The 19,554-nt window shown below is 45.0% G+C and carries 15 protein-coding genes and 1 other annotated feature (1 of these 16 only partly in view); of the genes, 14 read left to right on the top strand and 1 reads right to left on the bottom strand.

The features are described from left to right. The first annotated feature begins 387 nt into the window (after positions 1–387). The 8 genes from dnaA to ACH6C1_RS00160 all read left to right on the top strand — a co-directional run bounded on the left by dnaA (position 388) and on the right by ACH6C1_RS00160 (position 10,502). Positions 388–1,737 carry a chromosomal replication initiator protein DnaA gene (dnaA, locus tag ACH6C1_RS00195; RefSeq protein WP_374073568.1) on the top strand — a complete coding sequence of 450 codons (1,350 nt, stop codon included), beginning with the start codon at positions 388–390 and terminating at the stop codon, positions 1,735–1,737. 188 nt (positions 1,738–1,925) lie between these two features. Next, complete coding sequence (gene dnaN, locus ACH6C1_RS00190; protein WP_095222082.1) at positions 1,926–3,068, top strand: DNA polymerase III subunit beta; 1,143 nt, start codon at positions 1,926–1,928, stop codon at positions 3,066–3,068. Positions 3,069–3,227: 159 nt separating this feature from the next. Next, complete coding sequence (gene yaaA / locus ACH6C1_RS00185) at positions 3,228–3,449, top strand: S4 domain-containing protein YaaA (RefSeq protein WP_095220703.1); 222 nt, start codon at positions 3,228–3,230, stop codon at positions 3,447–3,449. Positions 3,450–3,479: 30 nt separating this feature from the next. After that, positions 3,480–4,604: a DNA replication/repair protein RecF gene (gene recF, locus ACH6C1_RS00180; RefSeq protein ID WP_095222084.1), complete on the top strand. Its 1,125-nt coding sequence runs from the start codon at positions 3,480–3,482 to the stop codon at positions 4,602–4,604. Continuing rightward, the gene (gene remB, locus ACH6C1_RS00175; RefSeq protein ID WP_095222085.1) at positions 4,604–4,849 is read left to right on the top strand and encodes an extracellular matrix regulator RemB; all 246 of its coding nucleotides are present in this window, start codon (positions 4,604–4,606) and stop codon (positions 4,847–4,849) included. Before recF ends, remB begins: the two co-directional genes overlap by 1 nt. Positions 4,850–4,868: 19 nt before the next feature. Further along, positions 4,869–6,797, top strand: coding sequence for a DNA topoisomerase (ATP-hydrolyzing) subunit B (gene gyrB / locus ACH6C1_RS00170; protein WP_095222087.1), 1,929 nt, complete (start codon positions 4,869–4,871; stop codon positions 6,795–6,797). Between the two features lie 43 nt (positions 6,798–6,840). Then, a complete protein-coding gene (gyrA, locus tag ACH6C1_RS00165) occupies positions 6,841–9,357 on the top strand; it encodes a DNA gyrase subunit A (RefSeq protein WP_095222089.1) in 2,517 nt (838 codons plus the stop codon). Between the two features lie 71 nt (positions 9,358–9,428). Then, positions 9,429–10,502, top strand: a complete 1,074-nt coding sequence (locus ACH6C1_RS00160) for an HD-GYP domain-containing protein (RefSeq protein ID WP_374073561.1) — start codon at positions 9,429–9,431, stop codon at positions 10,500–10,502. 10 nt (positions 10,503–10,512) lie between these two features. Here ACH6C1_RS00160 and ACH6C1_RS00155 read toward each other — a convergent pair whose 3' ends face one another. Next, positions 10,513–11,469, bottom strand: coding sequence for a YaaC family protein (locus tag ACH6C1_RS00155; protein ID WP_374073559.1), 957 nt, complete (start codon positions 11,467–11,469; stop codon positions 10,513–10,515). Positions 11,470–11,605: 136 nt separating this feature from the next. Here ACH6C1_RS00155 and guaB point away from each other — a divergent pair, with 136 nt between their 5' ends. From guaB to ACH6C1_RS00125, 6 genes are all read left to right on the top strand, one after another. Next, positions 11,606–13,081, top strand: coding sequence for an IMP dehydrogenase (gene guaB, locus ACH6C1_RS00150; RefSeq protein ID WP_095222095.1), 1,476 nt, complete (start codon positions 11,606–11,608; stop codon positions 13,079–13,081). Positions 13,082–13,239: 158 nt separating this feature from the next. Then, a complete protein-coding gene (locus tag ACH6C1_RS00145) occupies positions 13,240–14,244 on the top strand; it encodes a TAXI family TRAP transporter solute-binding subunit (RefSeq protein ID WP_374073556.1) in 1,005 nt (334 codons plus the stop codon). A 66-nt stretch (positions 14,245–14,310) separates the two neighbouring features. Continuing rightward, a complete protein-coding gene (locus ACH6C1_RS00140) occupies positions 14,311–14,820 on the top strand; it encodes a DUF1850 domain-containing protein (RefSeq protein WP_374073554.1) in 510 nt (169 codons plus the stop codon). Further along, positions 14,817–16,913 (top strand): TRAP transporter permease, encoded by a 2,097-nt coding sequence (locus ACH6C1_RS00135; RefSeq protein WP_374073552.1) that lies wholly within the window; start codon positions 14,817–14,819, stop codon positions 16,911–16,913. Before ACH6C1_RS00140 ends, ACH6C1_RS00135 begins: the two co-directional genes overlap by 4 nt. A gap of 88 nt (positions 16,914–17,001) precedes the next feature. Continuing rightward, complete coding sequence (locus ACH6C1_RS00130) at positions 17,002–17,682, top strand: uracil-DNA glycosylase (protein ID WP_374073550.1); 681 nt, start codon at positions 17,002–17,004, stop codon at positions 17,680–17,682. A gap of 108 nt (positions 17,683–17,790) precedes the next feature. Then, on the top strand, positions 17,791–19,119 hold the full coding sequence (locus tag ACH6C1_RS00125) for a serine hydrolase (protein WP_374073548.1): 1,329 nt from the start codon (positions 17,791–17,793) through the stop codon (positions 19,117–19,119). Between the two features lie 401 nt (positions 19,120–19,520). Next, positions 19,521–19,554: a binding site (T-box leader), on the top strand; it runs 168 nt beyond the window's last position.

The following is a 19,554-nucleotide window of genomic DNA, read 5'->3' as shown; positions in this document are numbered from 1 at the left end:
TTTGTCTACAATCGCCGGCATTTGTGGATAAGTGTCGATTAAGCATTGCAAGACAAGGATTATTCTGGTATCATATCTGTGTTTTACTGATTGGATAACCACATCACCAAAATCTATTATCCACAGATTGTGGATAAGCTGTGGACATCTATTCACAGGGCTGTAGATGCAGTTATCAACAGCGGCGTGGACAACTGAAGAAGTGGCTTCATTGCCCTTTATTATGCGGATCTTCTATCCACATCCATATATGTATGTGCACGGCCTTTTTGCATGCGTGAACCTTTTTTCGCATGTCTCGAAAAGGCCTTTTAATACCTATCATGTTGCAGTTCTTAAGGGAAAGTGACTGCTTCTTTCATTTTTTTTCAGAAAGGGGGATGCCTGTTGGAGAATATTCAGGATTTATGGAAAAAGACATTACAAGCAATAGAAAAACGAATCAGTAAGCCCAGTTTTGATACTTGGCTGAAAAATACACAAGCCTATGCTCTTGAAGAAGATACACTTGTGATTGAAGCCCCCAACGAATTCGCCAGAGACTGGCTGGAAAGCAGCTACTCCTCTTTGATCGGAGATACACTTTATGAAGTGACAGGCAATCGGCTGCAGACGAAATTCATCATTCCGGAATTTCAGCAGGAAGAAGAAGTCATCCGCCAGCCGATGCCCAAAAAAGCTGCCGTAAAGGATACGTTGGCAGAATCACCAAAAAGTATGCTGAATAGCAAGTACACATTTGATACATTCGTTATCGGCTCTGGGAATCGGTTTGCCCATGCTGCTTCGCTTGCCGTTGCAGAAGCACCCGCAAAAGCTTATAACCCGCTATTCATATATGGTGGTGTCGGGCTCGGTAAGACCCATTTAATGCATGGAATCGGCCATTATGTCTTGGATCATAATCCGAATGCAAAGGTTGTTTACTTATCCTCCGAGAAGTTCACGAATGAATTCATCAATGCCATCAGGGATAATAAGACCGCGGAATTTCGGGCTAAATACCGCAATATCGACGTCCTTCTCATAGATGATATTCAATTCCTGGCTGGAAAAGAACAGACGCAGGAAGAGTTCTTCCATACATTCAATGCGTTACATGAAGAAAATAAACAAATCATCATTTCCAGTGACCGGCCGCCAAAGGAAATTCCAACATTGGAGGACCGGCTCAGGTCCCGCTTTGAATGGGGATTGATCACGGATATCACACCTCCGGATCTGGAGACACGGATTGCCATCCTTCGCAAGAAAGCAAAAGCAGAAGGCTTGGACATCCCGAATGAAGTCATGCTGTACATTGCCAATCAAATAGACACCAATATCCGGGAGCTGGAAGGTGCTCTTATACGTGTTGTTGCTTATTCATCCCTTATCAACTCGGATATTGATGCTTCGTTAGCAGCAGATGCACTGAAAAATATCATTCCCAGCTCTAAGCCGAAGGTCATTACGATCCATGCGATCCAGGAACAAGTCGGCGAGCGCTACAATGTCCGCTTGGAAGAATTCACTGCGAAGAAACGTACGAAGGCCATCGCTTTCCCTCGCCAAATCGCTATGTTCCTATCACGGGAACTGACTGATTTCTCTTTACCGAAAATTGGAGAAGAATTCGGCGGCAGAGACCATACAACCGTTATTCACGCGCATGAGAAAATCTCTAAACTACTAAGTGTAGATCAGGATTTACAGCGCGACATCGATGAAATAAAAGAAAGACTCAAATCTTTCTGACGATTGGACCCTGTTGATAAACGTGCATAAAGCCATTTTTTATTCACATATTATCCACAGGGTATTTTTATTGATATTACTGGGCTTTTCTATACTTATCCACATAATCACAGGCCCTATTACTACTACTGTATTTTTATAAATAATAATTAATAAGAAGAACCCCCCATAGGAGGAACGCAATTATCATGAAATTTGTCATACAACGTGATCGGCTCTTAGCAAGTATTCAGGATGTTGTGAAAGCAATCTCATCCAGAACAGCAATTCCGATCCTTACCGGAATGAAAATCGAAGCAAAAGAAGATGGAATTACGTTAACAGGAAGTGATTCTGATATTTCCATCGAATCTTTCATCCCAAAAGAAGAAGACGGCATTGTCTATGTTGAACACATCGAACCTGGCAGCATCGTACTGCAAGCAAAATACTTCCCAGAAATCGTTCGAAAAGTACCAATGAATGCTGTTGAAATTGAATCTGACGCACAATTGAACGTAACGATCCGATCCGGAAGTGCTGAATTTAAATTAAATGGCCAGGATGCAGAGGAATATCCACAGCTGCCAAAACTGCATAGTGAAGATAGCTTTGAACTGCCTGCCGATTTACTGAAAAATGTCATCAAAGAAACTGTATTTGCTGTTTCAACCCAGGAAACTCGACCACTGCTTACTGGTGTGAATGTTCGCGTTCAGGAAGATCAGCTGCATTTTGTTGCGACAGATAGTCACCGTTTGGCATCCCGTCAGATCCCTGTTTCAACAAATGAAGCAGCGTTAGGTTTCCAAAATGTTGTCATTCCAGGGAAAAGTTTGACCGAATTGAACAAAATCCTCGATGAGAACCAGGATCCTGTCGAAATTCGGATCACAAATAATCAAATTCTGTTCCGGACGAAACATCTGTATTTCCTATCCCGTCTTTTGGAAGGAAACTATCCAGATACATCCCGTCTCATTCCATCAGAAAGCAAGACAGCATTACTTATCGACACGAAGGAATTGCTCCGCTCTATCGACCGGGCATCCTTACTGGCGAAAGAAAATAGAAATAATGTCGTGAAGCTGGTAACCCAGGATTCCGGACAGCTTGAAATTAGCAGTAATTCCCCGGAAGTTGGACGTGTCGTAGAGGAAGTGACCGTTCAGGAAATTTCAGGTGAAGAATTGCGGATCAGTTTCAGTGCGAAATATATGATGGATGCATTGAAGGTTATCGAAAGTGAGCAAGTGAAGATCGAATTCACGGGAGCAATGCGCCCATTCCTTATCCGTCCAACTGACGACGAGGACCTGCTGCAGCTGATTACCCCAGTCCGTACTTACTGAGTTATTCACATGTGGATAAAGGCACTGCCCTGGCGGCGGTGCTTTTTTTCTGTGCATAACATGACGTCCAGCAGGATTGGGCATAATGAAAATAACTTTCAAAGTTGTGGATACTTTAGTAAAATAATAAGAAGGCAACATAAAGTAAGGAGAGCGGAAATGAACGAAGAAATTCAGATCAATACCGAATATATCCAGCTTGGGAAATTCCTGAAGCTAGTGAATGCTGTCGAAAGCGGTGGAATGGTCAAGCTGTATTTAGCTGATTATCCGGTGCTGGTCAATGGCGAGGAAGAAAACAGACGCGGCAGGAAGCTGTATCCGGAGGATCGTGTAGAGCTGCCGGCGACATCCGAGGTATTCATTGTCAAAAAGGCATAGCAGTCTGCCGGATACAGAAAGGACCTAAGCATGCATATCCAAGAGCTAACGCTTACGCATTATCGGAATTACGATAAGCTGCAGCTTCAATTTGACGATAAGGTGAATGTGATCATCGGCGAGAATGCACAGGGCAAGACGAATCTGATGGAGGCCATCTACGTGCTTGCCTTCTCCAAATCGCATCGAACCCCTAAAGATAAAGAACTTATCCAATGGGATCAAGATTATGCTAAAATAGAAGGGAACATCCTCAAGCGGAAACAGCGGTTTCCGCTTGAGATCGTCCTATCGTCCAAGGGAAAGAAAGCAAAACTGAATCATCTGGAACAAAAACGCCTAAGTGATTATATCGGGGCGCTCAATGTCGTCATGTTCGCCCCTGAGGATCTGAACTTGGTGAAAGGCAGTCCGCAAATTCGCAGGCGTTTTATTGATATGGAGATCGGGCAGATTCAGCCGGTCTATATCTACCACCTTGGACAATACCAAAAAGTATTGAAGCAGCGGAATCATCTGCTGAAGCTTCTGCAGCGGCGCCAAGCTGACACGACAATGCTTGATGTGCTGACGGAGCAGCTGATCGAGCATGCTGCCATCATATTAGAGAAACGCTTCCTCTTCCTCGGAATGCTCCGAAAATGGGCACAGCCCATCCACCAGAGCATCACGACGAAGCTTGAGACGCTTGATATAGAATATCTTTCCAACTTGCACGTATCAGAAGAATCCGATAAGGAAACGCTGAGAGTAGCATATGAGGAGAAATTCTCTGAATTACGGACACGTGAAGTGGAAAGAGGGACAACTTTAGCAGGCCCCCATCGTGATGACCTGTCTTTTTATGTGAATGGGAAAGATGTACAGGCTTTCGGTTCACAGGGTCAGCAGCGTACGACTGCTCTGTCGCTGAAGCTGGCTGAGATAGAACTGATTTATAACGAGGTCGGAGATTATCCGATTCTTTTGCTGGATGATGTCTTAAGCGAGCTCGATGACAGCAGGCAATCGCATTTGCTAGAAACAATACAGGGGAAGGTCCAAACCTTTGTCTCGACGACGAATGTATCGGGAATCCAGCATGAAACTCTGAAACAGGCAGAACTGTTCACGATAAAATCAGGGAAGCTTGTCAGTGAGTCAGGAGGGTCCTGATGTTTATCTCGATCGGTTGGAATAATGTCGTCAGAGCTGAGGAAGTGGTAGCCATCCTGGAATACAGCCAAGCAGCTAAAACAGTTGATCCCACTTTGGCAGAAAACGATGAAGCGGATCATATATCAGCCAAATCTATCATTGTCACCACTGATCGGATTTATTCCAGTCCTTTATCCGTGCAGACATTGAAGAAACGGGCTGATACAACGGTTCCGAGAATGATAGAAGAAGATAACCTTTAAAGAAATGCAGGTGATTTAAATGGCAATGGAAGATAAAATGCCTGAAGAACAGTTGTATGATGCAGATCAGATACAAGTACTAGAAGGATTGGAAGCAGTCCGCAAACGACCGGGAATGTACATCGGCTCTACGAGTGAACGCGGTCTGCACCATCTTGTATGGGAGATTGTCGATAATAGTATCGATGAGGCGCTTGCTGGCTACTGTGACCATATCCAAGTAATCATCGAAGAAGATAACAGTATCACTGTTGAAGATAATGGCCGTGGAATCCCGGTAGGTACACATGAGAAGACTGGCCGCCCAGCGGTTGAAGTTATCATGACAGTACTTCATGCCGGCGGTAAATTCGGCGGCGGGGGCTATAAGGTATCCGGAGGTCTGCACGGGGTAGGTGCGTCAGTTGTAAATGCTTTGTCCACGCAGCTTGATGTCCAGGTACACCGCGATGGCAAAATCCATGAACAAAGCTTCCAGCGTGGAATTCCGACAGGAGACCTTCAAGTTACTGGTGAATCCGATAGAACTGGTACAATTACACATTTCAAACCAGATCCTGAGATTTTCACAGAAACGACTGAATATAACAAAGAGACATTGCTAGTTCGTATCCGGGAGCTTGCGTTCCTGAACAAAGGACTTGCAATCAGCCTGGAAGATAAACGCGAAGAGAATCCAGAGCGCATCACCTTCCATTACGAAGGCGGTATCCGTTCATATGTGGAGCATCTCAACCGTTCCAAGGAAGTACTGCACGAGCCATTCTATGCAGAGAATACAGATTCCGAAATCACTGTAGAGATTGCTTTGCAATACAATGACGGCTATACAAGCAGTATCTACTCATTTGCGAATAATATCCACACGTATGAAGGCGGAACGCATGAAGCTGGTTTCAAATCCGGCCTGACGCGTGTTATTAATGACTATGCCCGTAAAAACAACATGTTCAAAGAGGCAGATCCAAACCTTTCTGGTGATGATGTGCGCGAAGGATTGACTGCAATCATTTCCATCAAGCATCCGGATCCGCAGTTCGAAGGGCAGACGAAAACGAAGCTCGGAAACAGTGAAGCACGTCAAGTGACGGATGCAGCGTTCACAGAGCTATTTTCCAAGTTCTTATTTGAGAACCCTGATACAGCGCGAATTGTTGTTGAAAAAGGTTTGATGGCATCCCGTGCCCGTATCGCAGCTAAGCGTGCTCGCGAACTAACACGCCGTAAGGGTGCACTGGAAGTGAGCAGCTTACCAGGTAAACTTGCTGACTGTTCTTCCAAGGATGCTTCCATCAGTGAATTGTACGTCGTAGAGGGAGACTCTGCCGGCGGTTCTGCAAAACAGGGACGCGACCGGCACTTCCAAGCAATCTTGCCTTTGCGTGGTAAGATCATCAACGTTGAAAAAGCGAGATTGGATAAAATTTTGGCCAATAATGAAATCCGTGCCATGATTACAGCGCTTGGTACCGGTATTGGTGAAGACTTTGATATTTCCAAAGCACGCTATCATAAACTGGTCATCATGACTGATGCGGATGTCGATGGTGCCCATATCCGGACACTGCTGTTGACGTTCTTCTATCGTTACATGCGACCACTGATCGAAAATGGCTATGTTTATATCGCACAGCCGCCACTCTACAAAGTACAGCAAGGAAAAGCAGCTTATTACGCTTATAATGACCGGGAACTTGAGAAGGTAATGAGTGAGATTCCGAAAGTACCAAAACCAGGATTGCAGCGATATAAAGGTCTTGGAGAAATGAATGCAGCACAGCTGTGGGAAACGACAATGGATCCGGAAAACCGTACATTGCTTCAAGTCAGCTTGGCTGATGCAATCGATGCGGATCAAATCTTTGACGTCCTGATGGGCGACAAAGTTGAGCCGAGACGGAATTTCATCCAAGATAACGCACAGAATGTACAGAATTTAGATATCTGACCAATAGAGTATTGTTTCCGGCAATTTGACAGGAGGTTTTCGCATGGCGGATGAATTACGTCCAAGTGTGCAAGAAAGAGATATAAGTCAGGAAATGCGTACCTCATTTCTTGATTATGCAATGAGCGTTATCGTAGCGCGTGCATTGCCTGATGCAAGAGACGGCTTGAAGCCGGTGCATCGCAGAATCCTTTATGCATTGCATGATCTGGGTATGCATGCTGATAAGGCATATAAGAAATCAGCCCGTATCGTCGGGGAAGTAATCGGTAAATATCATCCGCATGGCGACACAGCTGTATACGAAGCGATGGTCCGGATGGCACAGGATTTCAGCTATCGCTATATGCTCGTAGACGGACATGGAAACTTCGGTTCTGTGGACGGTGACTCCGCTGCTGCAATGCGGTATACAGAAGCGCGTATGTCCAAGATATCCATGGAGCTATTGCGTGATATCAACAAGGATACGATCGATTATGGCGATAACTACGACGGCTCTGAAAAACAGCCGCTCGTAATGCCAGCTCGATTCCCTAACTTGCTCGTGAATGGAGCTTCTGGTATTGCGGTTGGTATGGCAACAAATATTCCACCGCATAACCTGAATGAAACAATCAACGCGGTTTTGGCACTCAGTAAAAACCCGGATATCACTATCGAGGAATTGATGGATGATTATATATTCGGTCCGGATTTCCCTACTGCAGCTCAGATTTTGGGCCGCAGCGGTATTCGGAAAGCATATGAAACGGGCCGTGGTTCGATAACAATTCGTGCCAAGACAGAAATTATCGAGCATGATAACGGCAAATCAACGATTCTTGTACATGAATTGCCATATCAGGTGAATAAAGCACGTCTTGTCGAGAAAATTGCTGAACTTGTTCGTGATAAGCGCATTGAAGGAATTACAGACCTTCGGGATGAATCCGACCGAAACGGTATGCGCGTTGTGGTCGAGGTTCGCCGTGATGCGAACCCGAATGTCATTCTGAACAACTTGTACAAGCATACAGCCCTGCAGACATCCTTTGGGATCAATATGCTTGCTCTTGTAGATGACAAACCGCAGATTCTGAACTTGAAGCAGGCTTTGACACATTATCTTGATCACCAGCAAGTTGTCATTCGCCGCAGAACAGAATTCGAATTGCGCAAAGCAGAAGCAAGAGCACATATCCTGGAAGGTTTACGGATTGCACTGGATAATCTTGATGAGATCATCAGCTTGATCCGTGGATCCCAGACAACAGATATCGCACGTGATGCATTGATAGAGCGTTTCGAGCTTTCTGACAAGCAAGCACAAGCCATCCTTGATATGCGTCTGCAGCGCCTGACAGGCTTGGAGCGTGACAAGATCGAAGATGAGTACCAGGAGCTGGTTAGCTTAATCGCGGAGCTTAAAGCAATTCTTGCAGATGAAGAGAAGGTGCTTGAGATCATTCGGGAAGAATTGACTGAGATCAAGGAACGTTTCGGTGATGATCGCCGTACAGAAATCGTCATTGGCGGTACTGACTTTATTGAGGATGAAGCACTTATCCCTGTCGAGAACGTCGTTATCACATTGACGCATCAAGGCTACATCAAACGTCTGCCTTCAAACACTTACCGCAGCCAAGGACGCGGCGGCCGTGGAATCCAAGGTATGGGAACGAATGAAGATGATTTCGTCGAACATCTAATATCCACAAGCACGCATGATACGATTCTGTTCTTCACGAACAAAGGAAAAGTATATCGTGCGAAAGGTTATGAAGTGCCGGAATTCAGCCGTACAGCAAAAGGAATTCCGATCATCAATATGCTGGAAATCGAAAAAGGCGAATGGATCAATGCTTTGATTCCAGTCAAAGAGTTCGCCGATGACTGGTATTTGATCTTCACAACCAAACAAGGTATCTCCAAACGGACGACTCTATCTCAATTTGCCAATATCCGTAAGGGCGGTCTAATCGCATTGAACTTGCGTGAGGATGATGAATTGATTTCTGTTCGAATGACAGATGGCCATAAACATATCATGATCGCGACGAAGAATGGATATCTGATCCGATTCCCTGAGGAGCAAATCCGACCAATGGGCCGTACTGCTGCTGGGGTTAAAGGAATAACCTTGCGCGGAGAAGATGATTCGGTTGTGTCCATGGATATAATCGATGAAGGTGTCGATATCTTGAATGTAACAGAAAAAGGCTTCGGTAAACGGACACCTGAGTCAGAGTATCGCATCACAAACCGTGGCGGTAAAGGGATCCTTACATCCAAAATCACGGATAAAACGGGACAGATGGTATCAGCTAAGCCGGTTACCGGCGAGGAAGATATCATGATCATTACAGTTTCCGGTGTATTGATTCGGATGCCTGTTTCCAGTATTTCGACTACCGGCCGTAATACACAGGGTGTGATTCTGATTCGTATTCAGGAGAATGAAGCAGTAGCAACTGTTGCTCGGATTGATAAAGAGCAAGAGGAAGAAATAGAAGCAGTTTCAGATGATATGCTGGAGGAACCAGTAGTATCAGAGACTGATGATACAGAAGAAGTATGATATTGAGCATTCCCGCTCCCATAGTGGGAATGCTTTTTTTTACATAACCTTTGGATGAAAGGATGCAGAATATGATCGTCTCAGCCAATCAGCTCGTTTCCGGCTGTATCGTAACAGCCGATGTTTTAGGTAAAAGCGGTATGCCGCTAGTAAAAAGTAAGACAGTCCTGACAGATACAGAAATCTTTTATTTGCAAAAAATGCTCGTAAAAGAAGTAACAGTTGCAGCTCGCTTAGAGGATGGCAGCAGTTTCGTTCCCGAAAAGGAGACTGTAAGCGTTCAGCCAGCCAATATACAAGTGCATTTCCTGGATGCCTATGCAGCAGCAGTTGAAAGCTATCAAAAGCAGTTCAACGCATGGCAGCATGGCTCTGCTGTCGATATAGCTGCACTTCGCAAACACATTCTTCCTGTATTGGAGAAGGTCAGTGAATGGGAAGGAAATGTGTTCAATCTGCCTGCATACAAAACGCATAGTGATTATTTGCCGGAACACGCGACTGGTACCGCTGCACTTGTGGCTGCTGTTTTACAAAAAGCAGGTTTTCCTGAAGCGGACATCAAGCAAATCGGCTTAGCTGCTTATCTGGCAGATTGCGGTATGGCTAAACTTAAGCAGCCGTATCACATCCAGAAACGACGTTTGCAGGATACTGATTGGGAAGACATCCAAAAGCATCCAACCTTCTCCTATCGGATGGTCGAGAAAGCTTCTCTCCTTTCGTCGAAAGCGAAGCTTGCCATTCTCCAGCATCACGAACGGGCTGATGGAGCTGGTTACCCATTGCGATTACCAAAGGAAAAGATTCATTCCTTTGCAAGTCTCCTTTCCATCTGTGACACATATCATGCTTTGATAACCGAACGTGCTTATCAGGCTGCTGTATCACCGTATAAAGCGCTGGATATTATCCTGGAGGAGCAGTTCAGACGCTTTGATCCAGCAATGATCCAGAACTTTACCCAGGCATTTGTCGATGCCCAGCAAAACACGACTGTCAAATTATCATCCGGGGAGTTTGCGGAGGTTGTCTATACCGATCATAACCATCCGACGAGGCCGATGGTACGTGAACAAGAGACTGGTCAAGTAAAGGCATTGACTGATATGCCGCATATAAGAATCGAACAAATCATCTCATGAAGCACGCTGATCAGCGTGCTTTTTTAATATCCTGAAAATGCTTCAGCATATAGGATCCAATCAATAAAGGGAATTTTTCTGCAGTAATCTCCAGAAACCGGACAATGAGCGGATATTCATTGCGGCGGTTGACATGAAGCAGATCTGTCCACCACTCTGCTTCATAGCGGCAAATCATGCTTAGGTTGTACAGCAGTGCATAATGCGCCATGCACTCATGAAAGCTGCTCCAACAGCTTTGCCGGACAAAGTAGTATTGGCCCTTTACTGGATTTGAATAAAGCGGCCCAGCAGCTTGCCATAGCGAATCAGGCTGCTGCATTGTCAGCTGTTCCTGCCCTGTGATATTAAAAGAGAAAGATTCCAGGAACTCCAAGAAACGGCGTTTTGTATATTGAAACTCGTCTAATAAGCAATCCGGCAGAATAAGTACATCCTTTTCCAGTCTAGCTTCTGTCAAATTGCGCTTTCCCTCCTGCAGCGAAAGAAGATCATACAGTTCCGGAACTAATCCGAACATATCCCCCATGGAAACCTTTTTGATGCTATGAAATTCTCTCTTGCACACATGACGTGAAAAATACGGGAATAAGCCGCGCTGCTGCAATAGAACTTCATCTAAGCTGAATTGATAGTCGCGCTTCTTTCGCTTTCTAGTCGATAACCCATGGGAAAGATCCGCTGTGGATTCTGGGTAGGCTGGACGCGTCAGCAGTAAACTCGCCTTCATAAAATGGGTCATTCCGTAAAATAATAAGACAGGTTTCATTAGCAGCGGGGCGTTCTTTCCATGGGAATAATAAGATTTACCGTGTTCCAGATAGGCAAGGAAGGCAGAAATGTTCTGATAGCTCCGTGCTTCGGCGTCTGGAATTCCAAGATACTGGTAGCTTTTTTGCAGGAAGGAAAGAGCTGCATCCTCTGCCTCGAGGAAGGAAAGAAAGGTGGATACGTTTTCATCATGCATACAGAATCCTCCAGTGATTTTTACGTGCTCATATAGTTGAAAAACCGCGCATCTTGGCGTATTGTAAGTAACAATAGGTTTTAATAGCAGTATTTTAACCATATATAAACATTTCATGATAAAAAGGAGGATGAACATGCGGGAAGATAAGTTTACAAAAGAGGGTTTAACTTTTGATGATGTCTTGCTTGTACCGGCGAAATCAGAGGTTCTGCCACGTGATGTGAAGTTCCAGACAGCATTGACGAAAAATATCACTTTGAACATTCCATTGATCAGTGCAGGAATGGACACAGTAACAGAGGCAAGCATGGCGATTGCAATGGCTAGACAGGGTGGACTTGGTATCATTCACAAAAATATGTCCATTGAAGAGCAAGCAGAGCAGGTGGATCGCGTTAAACGTTCTGAAAGCGGCGTTATCACAGACCCATTCTTCTTATGCCCGGAAAACCAAGTATTCGATGCAGAGCATCTGATGGGTAAATTCCGCATTTCAGGTGTACCTATCGTTAACAACAGAGAAGAGCAGAAACTGATTGGTATACTGACAAATCGCGATCTTCGTTTCGTACAGGATTATTCCATCGCGATCTCCGATGTCATGACAAAAGAAAATTTGGTGACAGCACCTGTTGGAACTACATTGGATGATGCAGAGAAAATCCTTCAGAAGCATAAAATCGAAAAGCTGCCGCTTGTCGATGAAAATGGTGTGCTGAAAGGCTTGATCACGATCAAAGATATCGAGAAAGTGATTGAGTTCCCGAATTCTGCTAAAGATAAACATGGACGTTTGTTAGTAGGAGCTGCTGTTGGGGTTACTGGTGATGCAATGACCCGCATCAGTAAACTGGTAGACGCAGGGGTAGACGTACTTGTTGTTGATACAGCGCATGGTCACTCCAAAGGTGTTTTGGAGCAGGTGAAAGCGATCAAGGACAAGTTCCCTGAAGTAGATTTGATTGCTGGTAACGTTGCGACTGCTGAAGGTACGCGAGCGCTGATTGAAGCTGGTGCTGACGTCGTAAAAGTCGGTATTGGACCAGGCTCCATTTGTACAACACGTGTTGTAGCTGGTGTAGGTGTACCGCAAATCACTGCTGTGTACGATTGTGCAGCGGAAGCTGAAAAGCATGGTGTCGCTATCATTGCTGACGGCGGAATCAAGTATTCCGGTGATATCGCTAAAGCGATCGCAGCAGGCGGACATGCTGTCATGCTCGGCAGTATGTTTGCAGGTACAACAGAAAGCCCTGGTGAGACTGAAATCTTCCAAGGCCGTCAATATAAAGTGTATCGCGGTATGGGTTCTGTCGGTGCAATGAAATCCGGCTCCAAAGACCGTTACTTCCAGGGTGAAACAGAAGAAGCGAAGAAATTGGTACCAGAAGGTATCGAAGGCCGTGTAGCATACAAAGGATCACTTTCCGATACAGTCCATCAGCTGCTTGGCGGCTTGCGCGCCAGCATGGGCTACTGCGGTGCTCCTGATCTTGATTACTTCCGTGAAAATGCACAGTTCATCCGTATGACTGGTGCAGGATTGCGCGAAAGCCATCCGCACGATATCCAAATCACAAAAGAAGCACCGAACTATTCCGTAAACTAATCATATTTTGAAACGACGCCAAAATCGGTGTCGTTTCTTTTTTATAGTACATAATCTAACAAATAAACAGATTTTTTGCAATATAAATAATATTGTAAAAGTAGGGAGGGTTTGCTAACGTTATGGAGAATTAATAATCTCAAGGGGGAGATGAACGAATGAAAATGAAGAAATCACTTTCAGCAGTAGTACTTATGACGTTGTTAGCACTTATACTCAGCGCTTGTGGAGGGGGAACAGCAGGGGGTTCAGGGAATTCCGGTGAGGAAGAAGGCGGACAGCAGTTCATCACGCTGCTCACAGGCGGAACAGAAGGTACATATTATCCGCTTGGCGGAAGTATCGCGGAGATTCTAAATTCCAATGTGGATGATGTAAAAGCGACAGCTACCTCTACTGGTGCCTCAGTGGAGAATATGAATAAATTGAGTGAAGGAAATGATGATATCGTCGCGTTCAGCCAGACTGATATTGCTGCGTATGCATCGGAAGGAACGTTGATGTTTGATGGTGAAGGAATCGATAGCATCCAGGCCATTGGTTCTTTGTATCCGGAAACGATCCAGATTGTCGCTACGGAAGATAGCGGCATACAGACAGTGGAAGATTTAAAAGGCAAAACAGTATCAATTGGTGCCCCGGGATCAGGAACGAATGCAAGTGCAGAAGATATCCTTGGAATTTACGACATGACAGTGGAGGATATCGAAGTCCAGAATCTTGATTTCGGTGAATCAACAGCTGGTATGCAGGATGGTACCATTGATGCTGCTTTCATTACAGCTGGTACGCCGACAGGGGCGGTAGAAAGTCTTTCAGCAACGACTCCAGTCACGATTGTAGGGCTGGATCAAGATAAAGTGGATCAATTGATCGAAGAGAAGCCTTATTACGCTCCTTACACGATCGAAGCAGGAACATACAGCTTGGAGGAGCCTGTAGAAACCGTTTCTGTAAATGCAATGCTTGTAACCACTGAAGGTATGGATGAGGAGCTCGTTTATAACATGACAAAGGCATTGTATGAAAATACAGGAGATATCGGCCATCAAAAGGCAGAATTCATCAAAGCAGAAACAGCTGCTGATGGTGTAAGCATTCCATTCCATCCAGGTGCCCAGCGCTATTTGGAGGAAGCAGGAGTGGAACTGCCTTCTTCCTGATTGAATACGGAAAACGCCGGTAGCTCGTTTACCGGCGTTTTTTTTACAAAAGCAGGTGTAATTGAATTGCGATTTCGCATCATTTTTTTGATCAGTCTACTGATCATAACACTGGTTGCATTGTACATATTTGTCCCCTTCCGGCATATAATCGCCTGTAAAGATTTGCAAAGTGAGCGTCTCCTGGCTTATTTACCGGTCGAGGATGAAGCGCATGTGAGTATCCGATACACCCATTCCATCCATCGTTCAGATGTGACGGAAGAGTACACCATCAAGCAAACAAGATTATATCCTTTTCAGCTTGTCTACGAAGATACTGCAGTCGGCATGCCAGCAAATGCCAAGTCCGGTGAAGCATTCGAGATGAAAGATGGAAAATATTATATACGGAATATGAAGGGCTATCAGGATGCTCTTAACCTGACAATCGGAGAAGTGGTGGCAAATCACCAGCTGGTCTATCAGAAGCACAGCTATTCTCTCCAAGACAATATCGGACCAGGTGTCTCCATTAAAATCCAAGCAGAATACACAAATCTATGGGAGCTATGGAAAGGAGAACTGCTTGAATGAACGATAAAGCTACGAACATTGACGTATTATCGGAACAAGAACAACAGCAGCTGATTGAGAAATATGATACTGAATCAAATTTCAGAAAGCTCACAGGCATCATGGCTACTGTCGTCTTTTTCTTATTGCTCGCGTTTTCCTTGTACCAATTATATACCGCTACATATGGAAATGTACCGACTCAGATTCATCGATCCGTCCACTTAGGATTCGGGCTTGTGTTGATTTATCTGTTATTCCCGGCAAAGCGTAAAAGCAAGGATAAACGGATTGCCTGGTATGATTATCTGTTAGCTGCACTTGGATTTTATGTAGGTGCTTATTGGCCGGTCATGTATGACAACATCATTGCACAAGGCGGGCAGATGACTACATTGGATTTCATTACAGGAGGAATAGCGGTCCTGCTCGTTCTGGAAGCGACAAGACGTACTGTCGGGCTGCCTATCGTCATCATCGCCATCCTCTTCATGGCATATGCTTACTGGGGCAGGCAGCTTCCTGATTTCATCGTCCACCCAGGAGTGGATATAGATACACTCGTCAACTCCCTATTCTTCACAACAGAGGGCATGCTCGGTACGCCGATCGGTGTATCGGCAACGTATATTTTCCTCTTTCTTTTATTCGGTGCATTCCTGGTAAAGACTGGCGTAGGGCAGTATTTCAATGATCTTGCATTACTTGTAGCCGGAAGGAGAATTGGAGGACCGGCGAAGGTTGCGATATTCTCCAGTGCTCTGCAAGGTACGGTAAGCGGGAGCTCGGTAGCGAACGTTGTAACATCGGGATCTTTTACCATTCCAATGATGAAGAGACTTGGTTATTCCAAGAACTTCGCAGGTGCCGTCGAAGCATCTTCTTCCACAGGAGGTCAAATCATGCCGCCTGTAATGGGGGCCGCAGCCTTCTTGATGGTCGAATTCATCGGTGTGAGCTATTGGACGATTGCCAAAGCGGCAATCATACCGGCTATCCTTTATTTTGCCGGCATTTGGATCATGACGCATTTCGAGGCGAAGCGAACTGGATTGAGAGGCCTCAAAAAAGAAGAACTTCCAAACAAAAAGGAAGTTCTAAGCAAGCTATATTTGCTGCTTCCCATAATCGCTATGGTGTTTTATCTGAGCTCGGGTCTCAGCATCATGCGAGCCGCACTGTATGGGATCGTTACATGTGTGCTTGTCGCGTTAATCAGAAAGGAAGTCTACCGTCATCTGTACCCGATCGTATTCGGGGTTGTACTAGTTGCTTATTTGATTTACAGCGGTATAACCGGTAGCATGTCCATTCAAAATGGGTTGATCATCGCAGCCATTGCAACTATCGCTGTCAGCTATTTCTTCGACCGTAACTTCATGGAGACAATTGAAGCATTAGTGGACGGTGCAAGAACTGCCCTCGGTGTAATTGCAGCAACTGCAGCAGCTGGGATCATCGTTGCAGTCGTTACAAAAACAGGACTTGGTCTGAGCCTTGCGAACAGCTTGGTCGGTCTCGCAAATGAACAGCTATTTTGGACGTTGTTCTTTACGATGATCGCGTCCCTCATTCTTGGTATGGGTGCGCCGACGACAGCCAACTACATCATTACATCGACGATTGCTGCACCAGCAATCATCCTGCTTGGAGTCAGTGATCTGCAAGCGCATATGTTTGTTTTCTATTTCGGTATCATGGCTGATATTACACCACCGGTTGCTTTGGCAGCATTCGCGGCCGCAGGTATGTCTGGAGGACGGCCGATTGCCACCGGGGTCATATCGACGAAGCTGGCCATTGCTGCTTTCGTCATTCCATATATGTTCGTCTTTGCGCCGGAACTGCTGCTGGTTGGCACAAGCAATTATCTAGAGGTTGCTTGGATATTCCTGACTGCTTTTCTTGGCATGATAGTCATTGGTGCCGGAATGATCGGTTATTGGTTCCGAAGATTGTATTGGCCAGAGCGTCTAGTAGCATTGGCTGCCGGCCTAGCCTTGATCTACCCGGGAGTCTGGACCAGTATTGCTGGTTTAGTTGTTTTCGCTGCTCTAATCGCATTCCAGTACATGTATAAAAGATCTGAAATGAATCAGCCGGTTGCAAGCTGATTTAGAAGCTGCCCTTTCATGAGGGTGGCTTTTTTTCGTTATTCATAACGGGTATAGGTCTGATACAATGTCCTGGAGGTGGAGTGACATGGTTAAAGAACTAATTGATAATGACTGGCAAGATATTCTGCAGGGTGAATTTGAGAAAGACTATTATAAGGAGCTGCGAAGCTTTTTAAAAAAAGCATATGAGGAACGGACGATTTATCCGGATATGCATCATATTTACGAAGCATTGCAAGTAACTTCATTTGCCGATACAAAGGTTGTCATCTTAGGACAGGATCCCTATCATGGCCCTAATCAGGCACATGGACTAAGTTTTTCGGTACAGCCCGAGGTAGCTATACCAAGATCGCTAATCAATATCTACAAAGAGCTGGCAGATGATATCGGCTGTCCGATTCCGACACATGGTTACTTGAAGCGTTGGGCGGAACAAGGTGTGCTGCTTTTAAATACAGCTTTGACAGTAGAAGCTCACCAGGCAGCATCGCACCGCGGTAAAGGGTGGGAGCACTTCACAGACCGAGTCATTGAGTCGTTGAATGAGAAGCAGGATCCTGTTGTCTTCATTCTTTGGGGGAAACATGCCCAAGAAAAGCAGAAGCTGATTGATACGGAGAAGCACTATACACTTACATCGGTTCATCCAAGTCCGCTATCAGCAAGACGCGGTTTCTTTGGCAGCAAGCCATTTTCCAAGACAAACGAGATATTAGAAAATAATGGGTTGAAGCCAATTGACTGGTGTATTCCAGACCTGTGAACAAAATGTAGAATCGGTATAAAGTACGTTCCCCTCTGCCTATTGTCTATGGTAAAATAGCGGGGATGCACAGTATCGATTCTATATTTTTGTGGAGGTAGGAAGACTTTGAAACATCTTTTGAAAGCATCGATGATCGGTTTGCTCGCGATGCTGATTACGTTTAACACTTTTCTAGCGAAGCCACTAGACACTCAAGCTGCGGAAGGCTTGGATATTAAAGCGGAATCCGCAATTCTAATAGACGCCAACTCTGGTGAAATATTATATGCGAAGCAGGCAGATCTCACTTTACCTCCAGCAAGTATGACGAAGATGATGTCGGAATATCTCATCTTGGATGCTATTGCAGCAGGGGATATTTCTTGGGATACGACAACACAAGTGAGCGATTATGCGTACAGTATTTCCTCTAATACAGACTTTTCTGGCACAGGACTTACGCAGAACAAGGATTATACAGTTCGCGACCTTTATAACGCGATGGCTATCAACTCCGATAATGCCGCAACAATAGTACTTGCAGAGCTTGTCGGCGGCAGTGAGACGGAATTCGTCAAGATGATGAATGAAAAAGCGAAAGACATTGGTATGAAAGACTATAAATTCGTTAACTCATCCGGTCTCTCTAACTCAGACTTAGGTGATAACCGACCACAGGGAACAAATGTGAACGATGAAAACCTGATGACTGCAAAGTCCACTGGTATCCTGGCATATAACTTGATCAAGGATCACCCAGAAGCACTTGAGGTTTCCAGCGTTACCCAAACAGATTTCGACGGTAAACAAATCACGAACTGGAACTGGATGCTGCCAAACATGCCTGGCTACTTGGAAGCTTACGGCTATGAAGGCATGGATGGTTTGAAAACAGGTCATACAGACGTAGCAGGCTACTGCTTTACAGGTACGGCTGAACGTGATGGTCAGCGATATATAACTGTTATCATGAAGTCTGCCAGTGAGGAAGCACGCTTCCAGGAAACTGCAAAGCTGCTTGATTACGGCTTCAATCAATTCGAGCAGGCTGAACTTTACAAAGCAGGAACAGAAATCAAAGATCATGATTCTGTACCAGTTGCAAAAGGAAAAGAAGATAGTGTAGCCATCTCAACAAAAGATGCAGTTACCACTTCTGTAAAGAATGGCGAAGAAGATAAATATTATTTGGAATATAAAGTCGATAAGGACAAGCTGAATGCAGATGGCGAATTGGTCGCTCCAGTGAAAAAAGGCGACAAAGTCGGAACTGCGACACTTGTCTATGACGGCGATGACCAAGGCAACATCAACGGCGGCTCCTATACTGTTGACGTTGTAGCATCTGAAGATGTAGAGAAATCAAACTGGTTCATGCTCTCCCTAGGCGCAATCGGTGATTTCTTCGCAGGAATCTTCACTAGCGTTGCTGACACAGTTAAAGGCTGGTTTTAATTAAGAAAAGCGGAAAAGAACGCTTAGAAACGGAGGAATAGGTGAGAAAGCCCGTAATGAGGTGCATTTCCTCATGCAGGGATTAATCGCCTATACCGCAGTTTCTGTTCTTTGCAGCTAGACAATTAAGAAAAGCGGAGAAAGCCGTTTAGGAACGTAAGGATAAGTAAGGGAGCACGGAGTGGGAGGTTTTTCCCCACGCAGGGATTCATTGCTTATACTCTAGTTCCTGGCTTTCGCAGCTAGACATAGCTGAAAAGCGGAAGAAGAAAAAGCGGAAAAGACTCAGTCTTTTCCGCTTTTCTCGTATAAAATCCTATTAGGATGTAGAAGCTAGAGCTGGAATTGCATATCATACTTGCATAATTACCTGGAATTAGCTATTCTGTAGGAAGAATAACAACAACGTGATGATAGGAACTAGTAACTTACAGC

It is taken from the genome of Terribacillus sp. JSM ZJ617, assembly GCF_044383785.1.
Lineage (GTDB): Bacteria > Bacillota > Bacilli > Bacillales > Amphibacillaceae > Terribacillus.
The sequence above is the reverse complement of the archived record's forward strand: the minus strand, read 5'-3'. Positions and strand labels throughout refer to the sequence as shown.